Raw genomic sequence first — 18,625 nt, forward strand, 5'->3', positions numbered from 1 at the left:
CTTCATGGATGTTTTCTGGTTCCTGCCGACCCACGGCGACGGCCATTACCTGGGCACCACTCAGGGCGCCCGCCCGGTGACCCTCAACTATTTGAAACAAGTGGCGCAAGCCGCTGACAGCCTTGGCTACCACGGCGTGCTGATTCCCACCGGACGTTCCTGCGAAGATTCGTGGGTCATTGCTTCGGCGCTGGTGCCGCTGACCGAACGCCTGCGATATCTGGTGGCGATCCGCCCCGGGATCATCTCGCCAACGGTTTCGGCGCGCATGGCCGCCACGCTGGATCGGCTGTCCAATGGCCGCTTGCTGATCAACGTAGTGACTGGCGGTGACCCGGATGAAAACCGTGGCGACGGCATCTTCCTCGATCACAGCGAGCGCTATGAAGTCACTGACGAATTCCTGAAGATCTGGCGCCGCGTGCTGCAAGGCGAATCGGTGGACTTCGAAGGCAAACACCTGCAAGTGCAGAACGCCAAGGCGTTGTATCCGCCGGTGCAGAAACCGTATCCGCCGCTGTATTTCGGTGGTTCCTCCGAAGCCGCCCATGAACTCGCCGCCGAGCAGGTGGATGTCTACCTGACCTGGGGCGAACCGCCGGCAGCCGTTGCAGAAAAACTCGCCGATGTGCGTGAGCGTGCAGCGCGAAACGGGCGTACGGTGAAGTTCGGGATTCGCTTGCATGTGATCGTGCGCGAGACCGCCGAGGAAGCCTGGAAAGCGGCAGACAAACTGATCGAGCACATCAGCGACGAGACCATCGCCGCTGCACAGAAATCGTTCTCGCGTTTCGATTCCGAAGGCCAGCGACGCATGGCCGCATTGCATGACGGGCGCCGAGACAACCTGGAAATCTCGCCCAACCTCTGGGCCGGCGTCGGCCTGGTGCGTGGCGGTGCCGGGACGGCGCTGGTCGGTGACCCGCAGCAAGTGGCGGCGCGGATCAAGGAGTACGCGGACCTGGGCATCGAGAGTTTCATCTTCTCCGGCTACCCGCACCTCGAAGAGGCTTATCGCTTTGCCGAGCTGGTGTTCCCGCTGTTGCCCGAGCCGTACGCGAGCCTCGCGGGGCGCGGCGTCACCAACCTCACCGGACCTTTTGGCGAAATGATCGCCAATGACGTACTGCCCACCAAAGCCACGGCCTGACAAATCTCTCTGAAGGACAGGAATCTTGTGGCGAGGGAGCTTGCTCCCGCTCGGCTGTGAAGCAGTCGTAAACCGGTTGATGCGGTTTTTTCATACATGCCGCGCCGGCCTGTTCAGGGACTGCTTCGCAGTCCAGCGGGAGCAAGCTCCCTCGCCACAAAAGCTCTGTTCCCCCAGGGAATGTGCTTCGACGTCAAAAGAGGAACCCCGCGTGACTGCCAAGCCGCGAAGCGCCCTGTTGTCCCCGTTGCAGACCGCCCGCCAACTGGCCGCCGGGTTTGCCCTGACTGCTGTCGAGCGCGACGAGCGTGGCGGTACGCCCAAGGCCGAACGTGACGCGCTGCGCCACAGTGGTCTGCTCGCGTTAAGCATTCCTGTCCAGTACGGCGGCCTCGGCGCCAGCTGGAGTGACACCCTGGGCATCGTGCGCGAGTTCGCCAGGGTCGACAGTTCGATCGCCCATGTCTTCGGCTTCCATCACCTGATGCTCGCCACCATTCGCCTGTTCGCCAGGCCCGAGCAATGGCAGCCATGGTTCGAACAGACGGCGCGCAAGAACTGGTTCTGGGGCAACGCCCTCAACCCGCTGGACACCCGCACCGTGGTGAAAAACCTCGGAGGCTGGCGCGAGTTCTCCGGCAAGAAAAGTTTCTGCTCCGGCGCCAGCGACTCGGAAATGCTGATCGCCTCGGCCGTTGATGAAAGCGCTGGCGGCAAGCTGCTTATCGCCGCAATTCCCAGCGGTCGCAGCGGCATTACCTTGCACAACGACTGGAACAACATGGGCCAGCGCCAGACCGACAGCGGCAGCGCGACGTTCGAACGGGTGCGGGTCGAGGAATCGGAACTGCTGCTCGATCCGGGTCCGCTGAGCACACCGTTCGCCTGCCTGCGACCATTGATTGCGCAACTGACCTTCACGCACCTGTTCCTCGGCATTGCCGAAGGGGCTTTTGAAGAAGCGCGGCAATACACGCTCACCGAAACCCGGCCGTGGCACAAATCCAGCGCGCAAGATGTGCGTCAGGATCCTTATGTACTCGGCCATTACGGCGAATTCTGGGTCGCTCTCGAAGGTGTCCGGTTGCTGGTGGAACGCGCCGCCGAGTTGCTCGACAAGGCGTGGGCAAAAGGCCCGAACCTCAGCGCCGAAGAACGCGGACAGCTCGCCACCGTCATCGCCACCGCGAAAGTCGCGGCCACGCGCAATGGCCTGGAAATCTGTAGTCGCTTGTTCGAAGTCACCGGCGCGCGTTCGACCCACGCCTCCCTGCGACTGGACCGCCACTGGCGCAACCTGCGCACGCAAACCCTGCACGACCCGGTGGATTACAAACTCCATGAACTGGGTGACTGGGCGTTGAACCAGTCCCTGCCGATCCCGACATTCTATTCATAGCCTTCTATTCAGGGAGCCTGCCTGATGCAACTTCTGACACTACCGCCCTCGCCCGCCCTGGCCACGTCGATCCGCGCCACCGCGCAGGTGTTCGAAGACCCGAAATCCCAGGCCTTGCTCGCGCACATTCAGCAAGTCGCGCCGAGCGAAGCCAGCGTGCTGATCATCGGTGAAACCGGCACCGGCAAGGAACTGGTGGCACGGCATATCCACAACCTCAGTGCCCGGCGCAACCGGCCGTTCGTGGCGGTGAACTGCGGTGCGTTCTCCGAATCCCTGGTGGAAGCCGAGTTGTTCGGCCATGAGAAAGGAGCTTTTACCGGCGCCTTGAGCGCCAAGGCTGGCTGGTTCGAAGAGGCCGATGGCGGCACCTTGTTCCTCGACGAAATCGGTGATTTGCCGATGGCGATTCAGGTTAAGTTGCTGCGCGTGCTGCAGGAACGCGAAGTGGTGCGCCTCGGTTCGCGCAAGAGCATTCCCATCGACGTGCGGGTGCTGGCGGCGACCAACGTGCAGCTGGAGAAAGCCATCAACGCCGGGCATTTCCGCGAGGATTTGTACTACCGCCTCGACGTGGTCAGCCTGGAATTGAGCCCGTTGCGCGATCGTCCCGGCGACATCCTGCCGCTCACCCGCCACTTCGTCGAAGCCTACAGTCAGCGCCTCCGTTACGGCACCATCACCATCAGCAAAGACGCCGAACTGAAACTGCGCAGCTACAGCTGGCCGGGCAACATCCGCGAACTGGAAAACGTCATTCATCACACCTTGCTGATCTGCCGCAATGGCGTGATCGAACGCGATGACCTGCGCCTGTCGAACATGCGCATCGAGCGTCAGGACGATCACCACGCGGGCTTCGACGATTCCCCGGAAGCCTTGCTCGACCGGGCCTTTCAAAAGCTCTTCGAAGAACAGGCCGGCGCCCTTCACGAGAAAGTCGAAGACGCCTTGTTGCGAGCGGCTTATCGCTTCAGCCATTACAACCAAGTGCACACCGCCGCGTTGCTGGGCTTGAGCCGTAACGTCACACGCACGCGGCTGATCAAGATTGGCGAACTGGCGGTGAACAAGCGCCGGCCCACGCAAAACGTGCAAGGCGAGCGCCTGATGCAATTGTCGATCTAAGCACTTACCTCAAATGCACCAGATTGCAGTGCAACGCGTCGTCGTGGCTACGTTCCAGACTGTGCAGCACCTGGAACGAGCCGAAGGTCACGGTTTTCGCCTGATGCGCGCGAATCAGCTGCCAGAAATCCTGCTCGCCGCTTTCAAAGCTCTGAAACGCGGCTTCCCCCGCCTCGCGAGTTTGCCACTGCAGGTAATTGAGCACCCGCCGGCCGTCGTCGCTGGCCTGGATGCTCGCACTCAAAAACCCGCTGTAGCCTTGGGCCAGGCGCTCGGTCTGCTTTGACAATGCCGACACCAACGCGGGTTGCTGATGGGGTTCGATCTCGAATTCGATCAATTGAGTGAAGCTGCGATTTTTCTCTGGCGCTTGCATGAAGAGTCCCCACTGACGTGAAAGTCGGACCTTGCGATCCGAAGGCCTGCAGGGTAAAACCTCAAGTTAACTAGAGGTCAAGAGGCATTTTTCAAATGATCACCCCGGAGCATCTGCACAAGGAACTCACCGTCGGCCAATTGGCGGCGCGCAGTGGCGTGGCGGTCACGGCGCTGCACTTCTACGAGTCCAAGGGTTTGATCAAGAGCAATCGCAATCAGGGCAACCAGCGGCGTTATCCGCGGGAAGTGTTGCGACGGGTGGCGTTGATCAAAGTGGCCCAGCGGTTGGGGATTCCGTTGGCGGAGATTGGCGAAGCGTTGAAATCACTGCCTGATAACCGCGCGCCGACGGCGGCGGACTGGAAGGTGTTGTCGGCGCAGTGGAGCCGGGATCTGGATGAGCGGATCAATCAACTGACGTTGCTGCGGGACAAGCTTAATGGCTGTATCGGGTGTGGGTGTTTGTCGATGGAGGCGTGTCCGTTGCGTAATTCTGGCGATGTGCTGGGGGATCGGGGGCCGGGGGCGCAGCTGCTTGAATCGAGGACAGATCCACAATAGTGGTGCGGGTCAGGATGAACTGCCGAACCTCATCGGAGTTCAACGCCTTGGCCAGTTTCTGCAAACAGTGGCGCTGCTGCTCGTCGGGCACTCGGCTGCGCAAAAGGCGCTGACCTATAGTTATCCGACCGGAAATCGGCGAAGGAACACCTTCAATTCACAACAACAAGGGAGAACCGTCATGAGCGTCAAACCCATTCCAGAGGGTTATCACAGCATCACGCCTTATCTGGGCATTCAGAAAGCGGCCGAAGCCATCGAGTTTTACAAGAAGGCCTTTGGCGCCACCGAGGTTATGCGACTGGCCATGCCGGATGGCGGGATTGGACATGCCGAGCTGAGGATTGGCGATTGCCCGATCATGCTCGGCACGCCGTGCGATCAGGGGCCATTGAGCAATCCAGACAATTCGCCATCCGTGGGCCTGCATTTGTATGTGAACGATGTGGATAAGTCGTATACACAGGCGATTGCAGCGGGCGGCACGGTGGTGTCCGAGGTCAAGGACCAGTTTTATGGCGACCGCTCGGGGACGTTGAGAGATCCCTATGGGCATCTGTGGTTCCTGGCGACGCGCAAGGAGGATTTGACTCAGGAGCAGATTGAGCAGCGGGCGAAGGAGATGTTTCAGCAGGGTTGAATTCTTCCGTGTCTGGGCGGGCCTCTTCGCGGGCAAGCCCGCTCCCACAGGTTTTTGTGTCGTTCGCAAATGCCAGGAACAACACAAAACCCTGTGGGAGCGTGGCTTTCCCGTGAAGGCGTCATCCCTGACACCGCACATCCCTCGAACACATTTCATGAACAAACGCACCACGCTTCGCGCCTTGCCCCCGGCGCGCAACACTTTCAGGATGCGGGCAACTACAACAAGGACTCGCCCATGTTCGCCGGATTCCTGAAAGACCAACGCCACGTCAATGGCGTGGACATTGCCTACCGCATCGGCGGCAGCGGGCCGGGCCTGCTGTTGCTGCACGGTCACCCGCAGACCCACGTCATCTGGCACAAGATCGCTGAACAACTGGCCGAGCACTTCACTGTGATCGCCGCTGATCTGCGCGGTTACGGCGACAGCGGCAAACCACCGGCCAACGATCACCATACAAACTATTCCAAACGAGAAATGGCCAAGGACAGCGTCGAGCTGATGAAGTCCCTGGGCTTCGACCAGTTCTCGGTGCTGGCCCACGACCGAGGCGCTCGCGTGGCCCATCGCCTGGCGCTGGATCATCCCGACACCGTGCAACGCATGGTGCTGCTGGACATCGCCCCCACCCTGTCGATGTACGCGCAAACCAACGAAGCCTTTGCCCGCGCTTACTGGCACTGGTTCTTCCTGATCCGTCCCGCGCCGCTGCCGGAAACCCTGATCGAAGCCGACCCCGAAGCCTATCTGCGCAGCGTGATGGGCAGCCGCAGCGCCGGGCTCAAGCCGTTCACCCCCGAGGCCTTCGGCGAGTACGTGCGCTGCCTGAAACTGCCGGGCACCGCGCGCGGAATCTGCGAGGACTACCGCGCCAGCGCCAGCATTGACCTGGAACATGATCGCGCCGATATCAAGGCCGGTCATTATCTGCACTTGCCGTTGCTGGTTCTGTGGGGCGCCGAAGGGACGGTCGGGCGCTGTTTCGAGCCGCTCAAGGAGTGGCAACACGTGGCCACCGACGTGCGTGGCAAGGCCTTGCCTGCCGGCCATTACATCGCCGAAGAAGCGCCCGACCTGCTGCTCGCCGAAGTGCTGGGTTTCCTGCGCTGATCGCTGCGTCCCGCTGCTATGCTGGCGGCTCATGCCGCCAGTGTTCGTTCTGCCATGACCACCAAGAAAGACAACGTGCCCCTACCCGAAGACCTGCGTGTACTCCTCACCGTGATCCGCAAGAGCGGTTTCGCCGCCGCAGCCGATGAACTGGGCCTGTCGCCCGCCTACGTCAGCAAGCGCATCCAGATTCTCGAAACCACCCTCGGCACCCGCCTGCTGCATCGCACCAGCCGGCGCATCGCACTGACCGAGGACGGTGAACGGGTCCAGCGCTGGGCGCTGCGCATTCTTGATGATTTCCAGCAACTGCACGACGAACTCTCCGACGCCCACGACAGCCCTCGCGGGCGTCTGCACCTGTGCAGCAGTTTCGGTTTCGGCCGCCATCACGTGGCACCGGCCGTTTCATTGCTGGCCGAACGTTATCCCGACCTGGAGATTCGCCTCGACCTGTTCGACCGCGTGGTGGACATCGTCAATGAAGGCTTCGATCTGGAGATCCGTGTCGGCGACGACATTCCCGGCCAGCACATCGGCCGACGGCTGGTGAGTAATCGACGGGTCGTCTGCGCGGCGCCCGGTTACCTGCAACGTCAGGGCGTGCCACAGACGTTGAGCGAACTGGAGCAGCATCATTGCCTGGTAATCAAGGAGCGCGACAACGCCTTCGGCATCTGGAACCTGGAACGCAACGGGGTTCAAGAAAGCGTGCGGGTCAGCGGACCGCTGTCGTCCAATAACGGCGAGATTGTCTTGCAGTGGGCGCTGGACGGGCGCGGCGTTGTGTTGCGGTCGTTGTGGGATGTGAAACCGTTGCTGGACCAGGGTCGGCTGGTGCAGCTGTTGCCCGAGTACAGCCAGAGCGCCAACGTCTGGGCGGTGTACCCGACGCGGCTGGCGTATTCGGGGAAGTTACGCGCGTGTGTGGAGTTTTTGCAGGAGCATTTCAAGGGATTGTCGGTGTAGCCGAAGCCTCAACTGGGAGTTGTGCCTGGCAGAGATCAACTGTGGGAGCGGGCTTGCTCGCGAAGGCGTCCTGTCAGTCAACATCAGCTTTGACTGACACACCGCCTTCGCGAGCAAGCCCGCTCCCACAATTGGATTTGTGTTTCAGCTCAGCCAAGGGTTGGCAGCCAGGTGAGCACGCTCGAAGGCTTTGATTTGTTCGCTGCGCTGCAGTGTGCTGCCGATGGCGTCGAGGCCCAGCAGCAACGCGGTTTTGCGCAAGGTATCGATCTCGAACGGGATGACCCGACCGTCGTGGAGGCGTATCTCCTGATCTTCCAGATCGACATTGATCAACGCGCTGTCCGGTTCACTGACCACTTGCCCCAGCCGCTGTGACACCGCCTCATCGAGGGTAATCAACAACACCCCGTTACGCTGGCAGTTGTCATAGAAAATCCCGGCAAAGCTACTGCCGATCAGCGCCCGGATCCCCATCTGCTTCAAGCCCCACACCGCATGTTCGCGGCTCGACCCGCAGCCGAAGTTCGGCCCGACCACCATGAAACGTGCGCCCTGCCATGCCGGTTTGTTCAGCACGAACTGGGGATTCAGCGAACCGTCCGGCAAGAACCGCAGGTCAAAAAACAAGCCACGATCCAGCCCTGCGCGGTCGATGCCCTTGAGAAACTGCTTGGGCATGATCACGTCGGTGTCGATATTGGCGGCGAGCATCGGCGCCGCCTTGCCGGTGACCTGAGTGAAAGGTTGCAGGCTCATGCGCGGTCTCCAAAGTGACGGATGTCGGTCAAGCGGCCGGTGATCGCGGCGGCGGCGACCATCGCCGGGCTCATCAGGTGCGTGCGCGCGCCCGCACCCTGGCGGCCTTCGAAATTGCGGTTGGTGCTGGAGGCGCAGCGGTCGCCCGGCGCCAGCACGTCGTCGTTCATCGCCAGGCACATCGAGCAGCCGGACTGGCGCCACTCGAACCCGGCTTCGATAAAGATCGCCGCCAGGCCTTCGGCTTCAGCCTGATTGCGCACTTCGGTGGAGCCCGGCACGATCATCGCCCGCACGTGCCCGGCGACGTGTTTGCCGCGCACCACGCTGGCGGCATCGCGCAGGTCTTCGATGCGCGCATTGGTGCACGAGCCGATAAAGGCGTGGCTGATGACAATGTCGCTGAGCGGCATGCCGGCTTCGAGGCCCATGTAATTCAGGGCGCGGCGCATGTCCTGACGCAGGATCAGGTCGCTGATGTCTTGCGGGTCCGGCACGCGCGCGCCAATCGGGGAGGCCTGGTCCGGGCTGGTGCCCCACGTCACCATCGGTTCCAGGGTGCTGGCGTCGACCCGGACTTCGCGGTCGAAGTGCGCGTCCGCGTCGCTGTGCAAGGCGCGCCATTTCTCCACTGCTTGCTCCCACAACGCGCCTTTGGGTGCGCGAGGTTTGCCCTTGAGGTAGGCGAAGACTTTCTCGTCCGGGGCCATGAATGCGCCTCGCGCACCGGCCTCGACGGCCATGTTGCAGATGGTCATGCGCGCTTCGACGCTCAAGGCATCGATGGTCGAACCGCGAAACTCGATGGCGTACCCGGTGGCACCCGACGCGCCGATCTGGCCGATCAACGCCATGATTACGTCCTTGGACGTCAGCCCCGGCGCCAAAACCCCATCCACCGTCACCCGCATGCTCTTCAAGCGCTTATAGACCAGGGTCTGGGACGCCAGCAGATGCTCGATTTCCGAAGTGCCAATACCGAACCCGAACGCACCGAGGGCGCCATACGTGGTGGTGTGGCTATCGCCCGCAGCGATGACCATGCCCGGCAGAATGAAGCCCTGCTCAGGCGCGATGACGTGTTCGATGCCCTGGCGTTTGTTGAGGATGTCGATCAGTTCGATGCCGAAGTCCCGGCAGTTTTCCGCCAGGTACGACACCTGCCGCGCACCACCGGGGTCCGGCATGGCGGCGATGCGCACCGGGGCGGTGGGGTTGACGTGATCGACCACCGCCAGCGCGGTCCCGGCACGCCAGACTCCGCGCTTGGCCTCGCGCAAACCGCTGAATGCCTGGGGGCTGGTGTATTCGTTGATGACCTGGCGATCGATGTACAACAGGACGTGGCCCTGGTCATCGAGGCGACACACCGTGTGGGAATCGATGTGTTTGTCGTAGAGGGTTCTTGCTGGCGTCATTGAGTGGCTCGCTCAGGCTCGCGGGTGAAAGGCGTCTGAGCTCCATCTTAGGGAGTGGGCCCTGCTCATCAATGGCCGGAGAGTGATCCCGTGAACCATGGTTCGTGTTGGATCGGTTTCCCTGCTACCCCAAGTGAATACAAATCCCCTTGTAGGATTGAGCCTGTGTGGCGAGGGGATTTATCCCCTCGCCACAGAGGCTCACTCTCACAGGGGTTATGTGTGTTGGCAGGAACGCGAAACATTTACTTTCACATTGCCCTTCGGGATTTCTGTCCCTCATCCGTCCTATAGAGATGCAGTCAGTCCGCGTAGGCAAAAGCCACGGGCCGGCCTTTCATGGACCTCATCGCTGGGAAGCCCGCAGCAGAGGCCCTCTCATCGATACAAGATCTTTAATCATGTCGAAGAAATCCCGCTCAAAACTCTGGTTTCTGGTCCATAGCTGGCTGGCCTTGCCGATCTGGTTTTTCGTGCTGATCGTCTGTGTCACCGGCACGCTGGCGGTGGTCAGCCAGGAAATCGTCTGGCTGGCAAACCCGCAAATGCGCGCCAGCCAACCCACGGATGATGCACCGCTACTCAGTTATGACCAGATCATCGCCGCCATCAAGAAGGCGGAACCGAACACGCTGGTCGAAGGTATCAGCCGGCCCGACGAGTCGCACTTCGCGCTCGATGTCGATGTCAGCTACCCCGATGGCCGCTCGGTGAAGGTTTACGTCAACCCGTACAGCGGCGTGATTCAGGGCACCGCCCCCCAATTCAATTTCCAGGCGTTCACCCGTGCGTTGCATGGCTGGTGGCTGGTGCCGTTCACCAATGGCTACAGCTGGGGCTGGTATCTGGTGTCGTTCCTGAGCCTGCCTTTGCTGGCGTCTTTGGTGACCGGGCTGGTGGTCTACAAGCGTTTCTGGAAAGGCTTTTTCCGGCCGACGCTGCGTATTCGTCATGGCGCGCGGATTTTCTGGGGCGACTTTCACCGCCTGAGCGGCATCTGGTCGATCTGGTTCATCGCGGTGATTTCCATCACCAGCACCTGGTTCCTGATTCAGGCGTTCATGTTCGACAACCAGGTCTCGATTTCCACCGCGCCCGTGGCGCTTGTGGTCCCGCGTGAGAGCGTTCCGGTGAGCACCGACGGCTCGCCAGCGTCGATGATCAGTCTCGAAGCCGCGATTGCCCAGGCAAAGGAACGCATTCCCGGCCTGGAAGACAGCTTCGTCAGCATGCCCGCCAATGCCTACAGCTACCTGACGGTCGGCGGTCGCAGCTGGTATCCGTTGATGTTCCAGACCGCCGAAATCAACCCGTACACCGGCGATGTCGCCGCCACCCGCCTGCTGTCGGACCGTTCCGGCCTGGAGTTGGTAACCGAATCCATGCGGCCGCTGCACACCGGTGATTTCGGCGGCATCTGGATCAAATTGATCTGGTTCTTCTTCGGTCTGATCCTGAGCATGATGGTGCTGAGCGGCCTGTTGATCTGGACCAAACGCACCGCCCTGGCCACGGCCAACGCCCTCAAACGCAAAGACAAACGTCCGCGCACCGCCGCCGTCACACGCCGTGAAACCACGGAGGTCAGCCAATGAGCCTGTTCGCCGCTGAGAAACCCTCCTCGAAACTGAGCCGCTTCTGGCACAAATGGCGCTTCCACATCAACGTCCTGCTGTTGCTGGTGCCACTGGGGTTCATGCCCAAATACTTTGCCGACGCGGCGCTGTTTCGCGGTGACACCGGGCTCGGTGAGCGGGAAATCGGTGAAGTGCAGGTCGGGCCCTGGAGCCTGCGCCTCGCCGAACTGCGCAATGAAGCCCCGACCCTCGATGGCCCGGCCGGCCACATGAAGAGCTTCAACGCGGCGTTGTGCGACAGCTGCCGCGACCAGGTCAAGGCGACGTACCTGCGCATAGGCAAACCGCGCAGCTTGCGCGCCGCCGGGGTGATTTTCTTCGGCACGCCGTACCGCATGGGCGCCATGCTGCCGATCCCCGACAAGACCAAAACCGACGCCGAACTGTGGATCACCATGGAAGGCTGGGACGGCGCGATGCATCAAGCATCGATCCCCCTGAGCCAGGCATCCCCCGCCACCCTCGCGTGGCTGAACAAACAAGGAGGCAAACCATGACGCTACGCTCTCTGAACGCGGCTTTGCTTGTGCTCTGCGCCGGTTTCAGCGCCAGCGCCCTGGCCCACAACCCGATGTGCGAATGCAAAGCCATCGACGCCGAACAAATCAAATGCACCGGCGGTTTCTCCGACGGCAGCGGCGCGCCAGGCGTGACGCTGGATGTGATCGGCTACGACGAAACCATCCTGGTGCCGGGCAAGCTCGGCGCCGATTCGACCCTGACCTTCAAAAAGCCCGGTGCCGAATTCTACGTGCTGTTCGACGCCGGCCCCGGCCACGTCGTCGAGATCGACCAAGCGGACATCGAAGCCCCATGAGTACGCCTACTACCCACGTCGTCCGCCCGGCCGGTGCCGGCCATGAAACCCTGTATGTGTTGCTGTTGTGCCTGATGATCCTGGCGGTGGCCGGTTCGGTGGTTGCCTGGCGCCATGAGTCCCAGGAAGTCAGCAGTGTTAACAGCCATCAGCTGGATGCGCGCCGCGACTTGAGCGCATCCGAGCAAGGGATCTACGCCGACCTGCGGGTGACCCTGGACGAAATCCACTTGCTGCGCCAGGAACAGCAGGCGCTGCCGACACCCGCAGCGCTTGCCGATGAAGGCTTTGCACCGTTTGCCCAGGACGCCAGTTCCGTCAGTCGTGGCGGCCATGCCTGGCAGTTGCTCAACGCCAAGGCTTACTTCGGTCAGAGCCAGACACCTGCCGTGGCCGGCTCGTTTCTGATGCGCCTGACTGCCGGCGACGATGCGCCGGACGTCTGGCTCAACCGCGGCAAAGCCCTAGCAGCCCCGACCGATCTCACTGACGCCGCGCTGGAAAGCGCCGGCTGGCAGCAGATCGTCGCGCAATTCGATGCCGGCGTGACCCGCCAGCACCGGCACTGAACCCTCGCCTTCACCCGAGAGAAGACCGCTTTCCCATGCCTAGTTCATCTCAACATTCTTTCCTGCGCCCGCTGCTGGTCGGCCTGCTCGCCTTGCTGCTGACGCCACTGGCCAGCGCCGACGAAACCAAGCGCCTGCGCATCGGTATAACCCTGCACCCTTATTACAGCTACGTGGCCAACATCGTCGGTGACAAGGCCGAGGTGGTGCCGCTGATTCCGGCCGGTTTCAACCCGCACGCCTACGAGCCACGCTCAGAAGACATCAAACGCATCAGCGGGCTCGACGTAATCGTGCTCAACGGCGTCGGTCATGACGACTTCGCCGACCGCATGATCGCCGCCAGCGAAACGCCGAATGTCCCGGTGATCGAAGCCAACGAGAACGTACCGCTGCTGGCCGCCACCGGCGTCGCCGCACGCGGTGCCGGCAAGGTCGTGAACCCGCACACCTTTCTGTCGATCAGCGCCTCGATTGCCCAGGTCAACAACATCGCCCGGGAACTGGGCAAGCTCGACCCGGCCAACGCCAAGACCTACACCCAGAACGCCCGCGCCTATGGCAAACGCCTGCGGCAGATGCGCGCCGACGCCCTGGCGAAACTGACCCAGGCACCGAACGCCGAATTGCGGGTCGCCACGGTTCACGCTGCTTATGACTATCTGTTGCGTGAATTCGGCCTGGAAGTGACCGCTGTTGTCGAACCGGCCCACGGCATCGAGCCGAGCCCGAGCCAGCTGAAAAAGACCATCGATCAACTGCGTGAACTGGACGTGAAAGTGATCTTCTCGGAGATGGATTTCCCGTCCTCCTATGTCGACACCATCCAGCGTGAATCCGGGGTCAAGCTGTACCCGCTGTCGCACATTTCCTATGGCGAATACACCGCCGACAAGTACGAAAAAGAAATGGCCGGCAACCTCAACACGGTGGTTCGGGCGATTCAGGAGTCGGGGCAATGACGGCTAAAGAAACCATCAGCGAATCCCCTGTGGGAGCGAGCTTGCTCGCGAAGGCGTCCGGTCAGTCAACATCATCGCAAAATGACACACCGCAATCGCGAGCAGGCTCACTCCCACAGGGTTCGGGGCCGACGCTGGATTTTGCAGAGGTCAGTCTGACGCTGGGGCGCACGACGATCCTCGACAACGTGACCTTCCAGGTCCAGCCCGGCAGCGTGCATGCGCTGGTGGGCCCGAACGGTGGCGGCAAGAGTTCGCTGATCAAGACCCTGCTCGGGCAGATGCCCCATCAGGGTCGATTGAGCCTGCAATGGCCGGGCACACCCGGAACCATCGGCTACGTGCCTCAGGCACTGGAATTCGATCGCGGATTGCCAATGACCGTCGACGATTTCATGGCCGCGATGTGTCAGCGCCGTCCCGCGTTCCTTGGTTTGAGCAAGCATTACGCAGCCGCGATTGGTGAAGCGCTGGAACGGGTCGGCATGCAGGACAAACGCAAGCGCCGCATGGGCGCGCTGTCCGGCGGTGAGCGTCAGCGCGTGTTGCTCGCTCAAGGGCTGATCCCGGCGCCGCAGTTGCTGGTGCTCGACGAACCGATGTCGGCCCTCGATGAGGCCGGCATCCAGGTGTTCGAACGGCTGCTCGGCGACTGGCGCCAGAGCGGCATCACCGTGCTGTGGATCGAGCATGATCTGGAAGCGGTCGGACGTCTGGCCGATCGCGTCACCGGGCTTAATCGCCGGGTGCTGTTCGATGCCACGCCCAAACAGGCGCTGACCCCGGATCGCTTGCTGACCCTGTTCTCGACCCATCCACGGAGCGCTGCCTGATGAGTTATGAAGCCTTTCGTTTGATGGTCCAGGGCTGGGCGTCCTCGGGTTACCTGCCCGAAGCGTTGGCCTACGGCTTTGTGGTCAACGCGCTGCTCGCCGGCTTGCTGATCGGCCCGGTACTGGGCGGCTTGGGCACGCTGGTGGTGGTCAAACGCTTCGCGTTTTTCTCCGAAGCGGTGGGTCACGCGGCACTGACCGGCGTGGCCATCGGCATCCTGCTCGGCGAACCTTACACCGGGCCTTACGGCAGCCTGTTCGGTTACTGCCTGCTGTTCGGCATCCTGCTTAATTACCTGCGCAACCGCACCGGGCTCGCGCCGGATACGTTGATCGGCGTGTTTCTCTCGGTGTCGCTGGCGCTGGGCGCGAGCCTGCTGCTGATCCTCGCGGGCAAGATCAACGTGCACATCCTCGAAAACGTGCTGTTCGGTTCGGTGCTGACGGTCAACGGTAATGATCTGCTGGTGCTGGCCATCGTCGGCTCACTGGTCATGGCGCTGGCCTTGCCGCTGTACAACCGCATCATGCTCGCCAGTTTCAACCCGCAACTGGCGGCGGTACGCGGTGTGGCGGTGAAGACCCTGGATTATCTGTTTGTGATTCTGGTGACCCTGATCACCGTGGCCGCGGTGAAAGTCATCGGCGCGATCCTGGTCGGTGCGCTGCTGGTGATTCCGGCCGCGGCGGCACGCTTGCTCAGCCAGTCGCTGAAGGGTTTCTTCTGGTGCTCGGTGTTGATCGCCACGGTCAGCACGCTGTGCGGGATCCTCGCGCCAATCGTCTTCGACCTGCCTATTCCGTCCGGTGCCGCGATCATTCTGGTGGCCGGTATCGCCTTCGCCCTCGCCGCCATTGCGCGTGGCGTCGTCCCAAGCCTGAAAGGGAATCTCGGATAAATGTCTTTTTCTCTGCGTCAATTGACCCTGGCCGTCGCCCTGAGCGGGCTGGTCACTACCACCTTTGCGGCGGACACAAAACCACTGCGCGTGCTGGCGTCCTTGCCCATCACTTACGGGTTGGGCGAAGTCCTGCTCAAGGGCACCGACGTCAGTCTTGAGCGTGCCGCGCCGGCAAACCTGCCGGGCAGCCGCCAGACTGCGTACTTCACCGGTCGTGGCGCTCCGGCGCTGGCCAAACTGGCGACCGACGCCGATGCGGTGATCGGTCTGCGTTCGCTGTGGGCGGATGATCCGCTGTACCCGATTTCCCGGCGCAGCAATATTCGTATCGTCGAAGTCGACGCCGCCCGCCCGGTGGACGGCGCCCTGCCCGGCATCGCCGTGCAGCCGGGCAACAAGGTCGACGGGTTGAACAGCCAGCCGTGGTTTTCCAGCAACAACATGGGGCGGATGGCAGATGTGATGGCGGCGGACCTGGTGCGCCTGGCGCCCAAGGCCAAGCCTGCGATCGAGGCCAACCTGGCGGCGTTGAAGCAGCGTTTGCTCAAGCTCAGTGCGGACAGCGAAGCGCGATTGGCCAGCGCCGATAACCTAAGTGTGATGAGCCTGAGCGATCACTTTGGCTACCTGATCGGCGGGCTGAACCTGGAGCTGATCGGCCTCGATGCGCGGCCGGATGCCGAGTGGACACCTGAAGCGCTGAAGCAATTGGGCGCGACGCTGAAAGACAATGACGTGGCGGTGGTGTTGCATCATCGCCAGCCGTCGGAGGCGGTGAAAGCGGTGATTGCCGAGGCTGGCAGTCGGTTGGTGGTGTTGAGTGTCGATGCGGCGGATCCCGTGGCGGAGCTGGAAGGGAATGTGGATCTGGTGATCAAGGGGTTGAGCGGGGTTTAACGTCAGTTAGTCCGCGTTATCGTTCATCGCGGGCAAGCCCGCTCCCACAGGTTCAATGTGCCCTTGCGAACAATACAAATCCTGTGGGAGCGGGCTTGCCCGCGATGACGGCCTGACAGGCGAGACACATCCCGGACATGAAAAAAAGCCCGCTGACTGTTTCCAGTCCAGCGGGCTTCTTTTTGCGCCGTGACTTAGTTCGCCACAGCCGCCTGCTCGTCCATCTTCTGGCGCAAGCTCAGCGGGCGCATATCGGTCCAGGTTTCTTCGATGTAGGCCAGGCATTCCTTTTTCAGGCCGCTCTTGCCCACGGTGCGCCAGCCGGCTGGCAAGGCTTTGTAGTCGGGCCAGATCGAGTATTGCTCTTCGTGGTTGACCACGACCTGAAAGAGGATGTCCTCGCGGTCGAATACTGACGTCATGGTGTGTCTCCATCGCTGTAGGGTGGGCTGCACTGCGTGTGCAGCCGGTCTGTAGAAGGAACGTTCCAGAGGTGGAAAAATTTAGAGGCTTACAGTGGCAGCAGCCATGGCCCGGCCAAAAATCTCCGCTACTCGATCGATTTCCGCAGCGGTAATCACCAGCGGCGGCAGGAAACGCACCACGCCGCCATGACGCCCGCCCAGCTCAAGAATCAACCCGCGCTTGAGGCATTCACGCTGCACCAGTGGTGCCAGGCGCCCAAAGATCGGCGGATGACCCAGTGCATCAGGTGTGCCCGTCGGATCGACCAGTTCAACGCCGAGCATCAAGCCGCGACCGCGAATGTCGCCCAGTTGCGGGAAGTCCCGCTGCAGAATGCGCAGGTGCTCGCTCAATCGCTCGCCCATCGCGGCGGCGTGCTCGCAGACCTTGTGTTCGGTCAGGTAACGCATCACCGCAGAACCCGCGGCCATGGCCATCTGATTGCCGCGGAAGGTCCCGGCATGGGCGCCCGGCAGCCAGGTGTCGAGCCAGTCGCGGTAAACCACGACTGCGAGCGGCAGACTGCCACCGATGGCTTTGGACATCACCACCACGTCTGGAATAATCCCGGCATGCTCGAAGGCGAACATCTTGCCGGTGCGGGCAAAACCGCTCTGGATTTCATCGACGACCAGCGCCACGCCGGCCTGTTCGGTGATACGTCGCAGGCCGCGCAGCCAATCCAGATCGGCCGGGATCACCCCGCCCTCGCCCTGCACTGCTTCGACGATCACGGCCGCCGGCAATTGCACGCCGGCCTCGGGATCATTCAGCAGGTTTTCCAGGTAGCTGAGGTTGACCTTCACCCCTTGCGCGCCGCCGAGTCCGAACGGGCAGCGGTAATCGTAGGGATACGGCATGAACTGCACGCCGTTGCTGAGCAAGGCGCCCAATGGCTTTTTCGGCCCCAGGCTGCCCATCAGGCTCAGCGCGCCCTGGCTCATGCCGTGATAACCGCCCTGAAACGACAACACAGTGCTGCGCCCGGTGGCGGTGCGCACCAGTTTCAGCGCGGCTTCCACCGCGTCGGTGCCGGTCGGGCCACAGAACTGGATCTTCGCTTGCGCGGCCAGGGCCGGTGGCAGCAGACCGAACAGGTCCTGGACGAACTGGTCCTTGACCGGCGTCGTCAGGTCGAGGGTGTGCAGCGGCAACTCATCGGTCAGCACCTGCTGAATCGCTTCGATCACCACCGGATGGTTATGCCCCAGGGCCAAGGTCCCGGCACCAGCCAGGCAGTCGATGAAACGGCGGCCTTCGACATCTTCAACATAAATGCCCTTGGCGCGTTTGAGCGCCAGGGGAATGCGCCGCGGGTAGCTGCGGGCATTCGATTCCTGCTGGTTTTGACGGGCCAGCAGCGGCGATTCGTTGAACTGATAAAGCGTCTCGGCCGGCGCCGGGGTGATCCGGGCCGACTGATCTTCCATAAGGCTGGTAGCGACTGACATCTCTCGACCCCTCAATAAGGTTTTCCTGTTCTGGAAACGCATCAGGGTGCCGAGGATTTAGACCCTCGATCAGCTTTCTATGAGGGCGGTGTCAGCGCTTTGTGCATGGGGATGGCGTGGAGCCCGGCGACGGTGAAGGTTTCGGCGCAAGGCCGGTAGCCCAAATGACGGTAAAAAGCCTCGCTGGTGCGGGTGCTGTTGAGCCGTGCCTGAGCCAGCCCCTGATGGATCAACCAGCCTTCGAGGTCGTGAACCAGCGCCTCTCCGGCACCGCGACGAAACCATTCCGGCTGCACGTAGCAGAACGCGACCTTGCCACTGATTGCCGCCATGGCGACACCGACCGGTTTGTCCTGCAACAGGGCGATGTTCAGGTACAACCGTTGGTCGGCCAGCCAGGGCTGCACGTGTTCGATGGTTTTGTTGTGGGTCCAGGTGGCGACGGTTCGCGGGTCGTTGCGGTGGTCGAGCGCGCAGCCGACGCGAATGGAACGCTCGACGATCCGGCTGATGATGCCGGCGTCGGCGGGGGTTGCCTTGCAGATGTGAATCGATGCATCCATGGCGCTGTTAC

The 18,625-nt window shown here is 62.0% G+C and carries 21 protein-coding genes; 15 read left to right on the forward strand and 6 right to left on the reverse strand.

Annotation, left to right across the window (positions count from 1 at the left end; genetic code table 11):
• The first annotated feature begins 4 nt into the window (after positions 1-4).
• The 3 genes from ssuD (at position 5) to DJ564_RS22660 (ending at position 3,677) form a co-directional block, all read left to right on the forward strand.
• Positions 5-1,150, forward strand: coding sequence for an FMNH2-dependent alkanesulfonate monooxygenase (gene ssuD, locus DJ564_RS22650; protein ID WP_033059220.1), 1,146 nt, complete (start codon positions 5-7; stop codon positions 1,148-1,150).
• A gap of 211 nt (positions 1,151-1,361) precedes the next feature.
• Positions 1,362-2,549, forward strand: coding sequence for an acyl-CoA dehydrogenase family protein (locus DJ564_RS22655; RefSeq protein WP_109633492.1), 1,188 nt, complete (start codon positions 1,362-1,364; stop codon positions 2,547-2,549).
• 24 nt (positions 2,550-2,573) lie between these two features.
• Complete coding sequence (locus DJ564_RS22660) at positions 2,574-3,677, forward strand: sigma-54-dependent Fis family transcriptional regulator (RefSeq protein ID WP_109633494.1); 1,104 nt, start codon at positions 2,574-2,576, stop codon at positions 3,675-3,677.
• Between the two features lie 4 nt (positions 3,678-3,681).
• On the opposite strand, the gene DJ564_RS22665 is transcribed toward DJ564_RS22660, so the two are convergent.
• Positions 3,682-4,053 (reverse strand): antibiotic biosynthesis monooxygenase, encoded by a 372-nt coding sequence (locus DJ564_RS22665; protein WP_109633496.1) that lies wholly within the window; start codon positions 4,051-4,053, stop codon positions 3,682-3,684.
• 95 nt (positions 4,054-4,148) lie between these two features.
• Here DJ564_RS22665 and soxR point away from each other — a divergent pair, with 95 nt between their 5' ends.
• From soxR to DJ564_RS22685, 4 genes are all read left to right on the forward strand, one after another.
• Positions 4,149-4,616: a redox-sensitive transcriptional activator SoxR gene (soxR, locus tag DJ564_RS22670; protein WP_109633497.1), complete on the forward strand. Its 468-nt coding sequence runs from the start codon at positions 4,149-4,151 to the stop codon at positions 4,614-4,616.
• 181 nt (positions 4,617-4,797) lie between these two features.
• The gene (locus DJ564_RS22675; protein WP_109633499.1) at positions 4,798-5,256 is read left to right on the forward strand and encodes a VOC family protein; all 459 of its coding nucleotides are present in this window, start codon (positions 4,798-4,800) and stop codon (positions 5,254-5,256) included.
• 240 nt (positions 5,257-5,496) lie between these two features.
• Positions 5,497-6,372 (forward strand): alpha/beta fold hydrolase, encoded by an 876-nt coding sequence (locus DJ564_RS22680; protein WP_109633501.1) that lies wholly within the window; start codon positions 5,497-5,499, stop codon positions 6,370-6,372.
• A gap of 18 nt (positions 6,373-6,390) precedes the next feature.
• Positions 6,391-7,341, forward strand: coding sequence for a LysR substrate-binding domain-containing protein (locus DJ564_RS22685; RefSeq protein WP_109633503.1), 951 nt, complete (start codon positions 6,391-6,393; stop codon positions 7,339-7,341).
• Positions 7,342-7,485: 144 nt separating this feature from the next.
• Here DJ564_RS22685 and leuD read toward each other — a convergent pair whose 3' ends face one another.
• Both leuD and leuC read right to left on the reverse strand, forming a co-directional pair.
• The gene (leuD, locus tag DJ564_RS22695) at positions 7,486-8,100 is read right to left on the reverse strand and encodes a 3-isopropylmalate dehydratase small subunit (RefSeq protein ID WP_109633507.1); all 615 of its coding nucleotides are present in this window, start codon (positions 8,098-8,100) and stop codon (positions 7,486-7,488) included.
• Complete coding sequence (gene leuC / locus DJ564_RS22700) at positions 8,097-9,518, reverse strand: 3-isopropylmalate dehydratase large subunit (protein ID WP_109633509.1); 1,422 nt, start codon at positions 9,516-9,518, stop codon at positions 8,097-8,099. The genes leuD and leuC overlap by 4 nt, the downstream gene beginning before the upstream one ends.
• Positions 9,519-9,919: 401 nt before the next feature.
• Between leuC and DJ564_RS22705 the strand changes: the two genes are divergently transcribed.
• From DJ564_RS22705 to DJ564_RS22740, 8 genes are read left to right on the forward strand one after another with little or no spacing between them, the layout of a single operon-like run.
• The gene (locus DJ564_RS22705; protein ID WP_109633511.1) at positions 9,920-11,113 is read left to right on the forward strand and encodes a PepSY domain-containing protein; all 1,194 of its coding nucleotides are present in this window, start codon (positions 9,920-9,922) and stop codon (positions 11,111-11,113) included.
• Positions 11,110-11,652 (forward strand): thiamine pyrophosphate-binding protein, encoded by a 543-nt coding sequence (locus tag DJ564_RS22710; RefSeq protein ID WP_109633512.1) that lies wholly within the window; start codon positions 11,110-11,112, stop codon positions 11,650-11,652. The genes DJ564_RS22705 and DJ564_RS22710 overlap by 4 nt, the downstream gene beginning before the upstream one ends.
• Positions 11,649-11,972 (forward strand): hypothetical protein, encoded by a 324-nt coding sequence (locus tag DJ564_RS22715; RefSeq protein WP_109633514.1) that lies wholly within the window; start codon positions 11,649-11,651, stop codon positions 11,970-11,972. Before DJ564_RS22710 ends, DJ564_RS22715 begins: the two co-directional genes overlap by 4 nt.
• Positions 11,969-12,541 (forward strand): DUF6162 family protein, encoded by a 573-nt coding sequence (locus tag DJ564_RS22720; protein ID WP_109633516.1) that lies wholly within the window; start codon positions 11,969-11,971, stop codon positions 12,539-12,541. Before DJ564_RS22715 ends, DJ564_RS22720 begins: the two co-directional genes overlap by 4 nt.
• Before the next feature lie 35 nt (positions 12,542-12,576).
• Positions 12,577-13,503 (forward strand): metal ABC transporter substrate-binding protein, encoded by a 927-nt coding sequence (locus DJ564_RS22725; RefSeq protein WP_109633517.1) that lies wholly within the window; start codon positions 12,577-12,579, stop codon positions 13,501-13,503.
• Positions 13,500-14,336: a metal ABC transporter ATP-binding protein gene (locus DJ564_RS22730; RefSeq protein WP_109633519.1), complete on the forward strand. Its 837-nt coding sequence runs from the start codon at positions 13,500-13,502 to the stop codon at positions 14,334-14,336. The genes DJ564_RS22725 and DJ564_RS22730 overlap by 4 nt, the downstream gene beginning before the upstream one ends.
• Complete coding sequence (locus DJ564_RS22735) at positions 14,336-15,235, forward strand: metal ABC transporter permease (RefSeq protein WP_003226663.1); 900 nt, start codon at positions 14,336-14,338, stop codon at positions 15,233-15,235. The genes DJ564_RS22730 and DJ564_RS22735 overlap by 1 nt, the downstream gene beginning before the upstream one ends.
• Positions 15,236-16,135 (forward strand): metal ABC transporter solute-binding protein, Zn/Mn family, encoded by a 900-nt coding sequence (locus tag DJ564_RS22740; protein WP_109633521.1) that lies wholly within the window; start codon positions 15,236-15,238, stop codon positions 16,133-16,135.
• A 194-nt stretch (positions 16,136-16,329) separates the two neighbouring features.
• Here DJ564_RS22740 and DJ564_RS22745 read toward each other — a convergent pair whose 3' ends face one another.
• The 3 genes from DJ564_RS22745 to DJ564_RS22755 form a co-directional block, all read right to left on the reverse strand.
• Complete coding sequence (locus DJ564_RS22745) at positions 16,330-16,557, reverse strand: MbtH family protein (RefSeq protein WP_109633523.1); 228 nt, start codon at positions 16,555-16,557, stop codon at positions 16,330-16,332.
• A gap of 81 nt (positions 16,558-16,638) precedes the next feature.
• On the reverse strand, positions 16,639-18,051 hold the full coding sequence (locus DJ564_RS22750) for an aspartate aminotransferase family protein (protein ID WP_109633526.1): 1,413 nt from the start codon (positions 18,049-18,051) through the stop codon (positions 16,639-16,641).
• 77 nt (positions 18,052-18,128) lie between these two features.
• The gene (locus DJ564_RS22755) at positions 18,129-18,614 is read right to left on the reverse strand and encodes a GNAT family N-acetyltransferase (RefSeq protein ID WP_109633527.1); all 486 of its coding nucleotides are present in this window, start codon (positions 18,612-18,614) and stop codon (positions 18,129-18,131) included.
• Between the last annotated feature and the right edge of the window lie 11 nt (positions 18,615-18,625).

The sequence above is a fragment of the Pseudomonas sp. 31-12 genome (assembly GCF_003151075.1).
Lineage (GTDB): Bacteria > Pseudomonadota > Gammaproteobacteria > Pseudomonadales > Pseudomonadaceae > Aquipseudomonas.

Coding starts and splice junctions, on each gene's coding strand:
- DJ564_RS22675 (WP_109633499.1), top strand. CDS start 4,798: ATGAGCGTCAAACCCATTCCAGAGGGTTATCACAGCATCACGCCTTAT.
- soxR (WP_109633497.1), top strand. CDS start 4,149: ATGATCACCCCGGAGCATCTGCACAAGGAACTCACCGTCGGCCAATTG.
- leuD (WP_109633507.1), bottom strand. CDS start 8,100: ATGAGCCTGCAACCTTTCACTCAGGTCACCGGCAAGGCGGCGCCGATG.
- DJ564_RS22680 (WP_109633501.1), top strand. CDS start 5,497: ATGTTCGCCGGATTCCTGAAAGACCAACGCCACGTCAATGGCGTGGAC.
- DJ564_RS22710 (WP_109633512.1), top strand. CDS start 11,110: ATGAGCCTGTTCGCCGCTGAGAAACCCTCCTCGAAACTGAGCCGCTTC.
- DJ564_RS22665 (WP_109633496.1), bottom strand. CDS start 4,053: ATGCAAGCGCCAGAGAAAAATCGCAGCTTCACTCAATTGATCGAATTC.
- DJ564_RS22715 (WP_109633514.1), top strand. CDS start 11,649: ATGACGCTACGCTCTCTGAACGCGGCTTTGCTTGTGCTCTGCGCCGGT.
- DJ564_RS22685 (WP_109633503.1), top strand. CDS start 6,391: ATGCTGGCGGCTCATGCCGCCAGTGTTCGTTCTGCCATGACCACCAAG.
- DJ564_RS22745 (WP_109633523.1), bottom strand. CDS start 16,557: ATGACGTCAGTATTCGACCGCGAGGACATCCTCTTTCAGGTCGTGGTC.
- DJ564_RS22730 (WP_109633519.1), top strand. CDS start 13,500: ATGACGGCTAAAGAAACCATCAGCGAATCCCCTGTGGGAGCGAGCTTG.
- DJ564_RS22725 (WP_109633517.1), top strand. CDS start 12,577: ATGCCTAGTTCATCTCAACATTCTTTCCTGCGCCCGCTGCTGGTCGGC.
- leuC (WP_109633509.1), bottom strand. CDS start 9,518: ATGACGCCAGCAAGAACCCTCTACGACAAACACATCGATTCCCACACG.
- DJ564_RS22755 (WP_109633527.1), bottom strand. CDS start 18,614: ATGGATGCATCGATTCACATCTGCAAGGCAACCCCCGCCGACGCCGGC.
- DJ564_RS22740 (WP_109633521.1), top strand. CDS start 15,236: ATGTCTTTTTCTCTGCGTCAATTGACCCTGGCCGTCGCCCTGAGCGGG.
- ssuD (WP_033059220.1), top strand. CDS start 5: ATGGATGTTTTCTGGTTCCTGCCGACCCACGGCGACGGCCATTACCTG.
- DJ564_RS22735 (WP_003226663.1), top strand. CDS start 14,336: ATGAGTTATGAAGCCTTTCGTTTGATGGTCCAGGGCTGGGCGTCCTCG.
- DJ564_RS22660 (WP_109633494.1), top strand. CDS start 2,574: ATGCAACTTCTGACACTACCGCCCTCGCCCGCCCTGGCCACGTCGATC.
- DJ564_RS22705 (WP_109633511.1), top strand. CDS start 9,920: ATGTCGAAGAAATCCCGCTCAAAACTCTGGTTTCTGGTCCATAGCTGG.
- DJ564_RS22720 (WP_109633516.1), top strand. CDS start 11,969: ATGAGTACGCCTACTACCCACGTCGTCCGCCCGGCCGGTGCCGGCCAT.
- DJ564_RS22750 (WP_109633526.1), bottom strand. CDS start 18,051: ATGTCAGTCGCTACCAGCCTTATGGAAGATCAGTCGGCCCGGATCACC.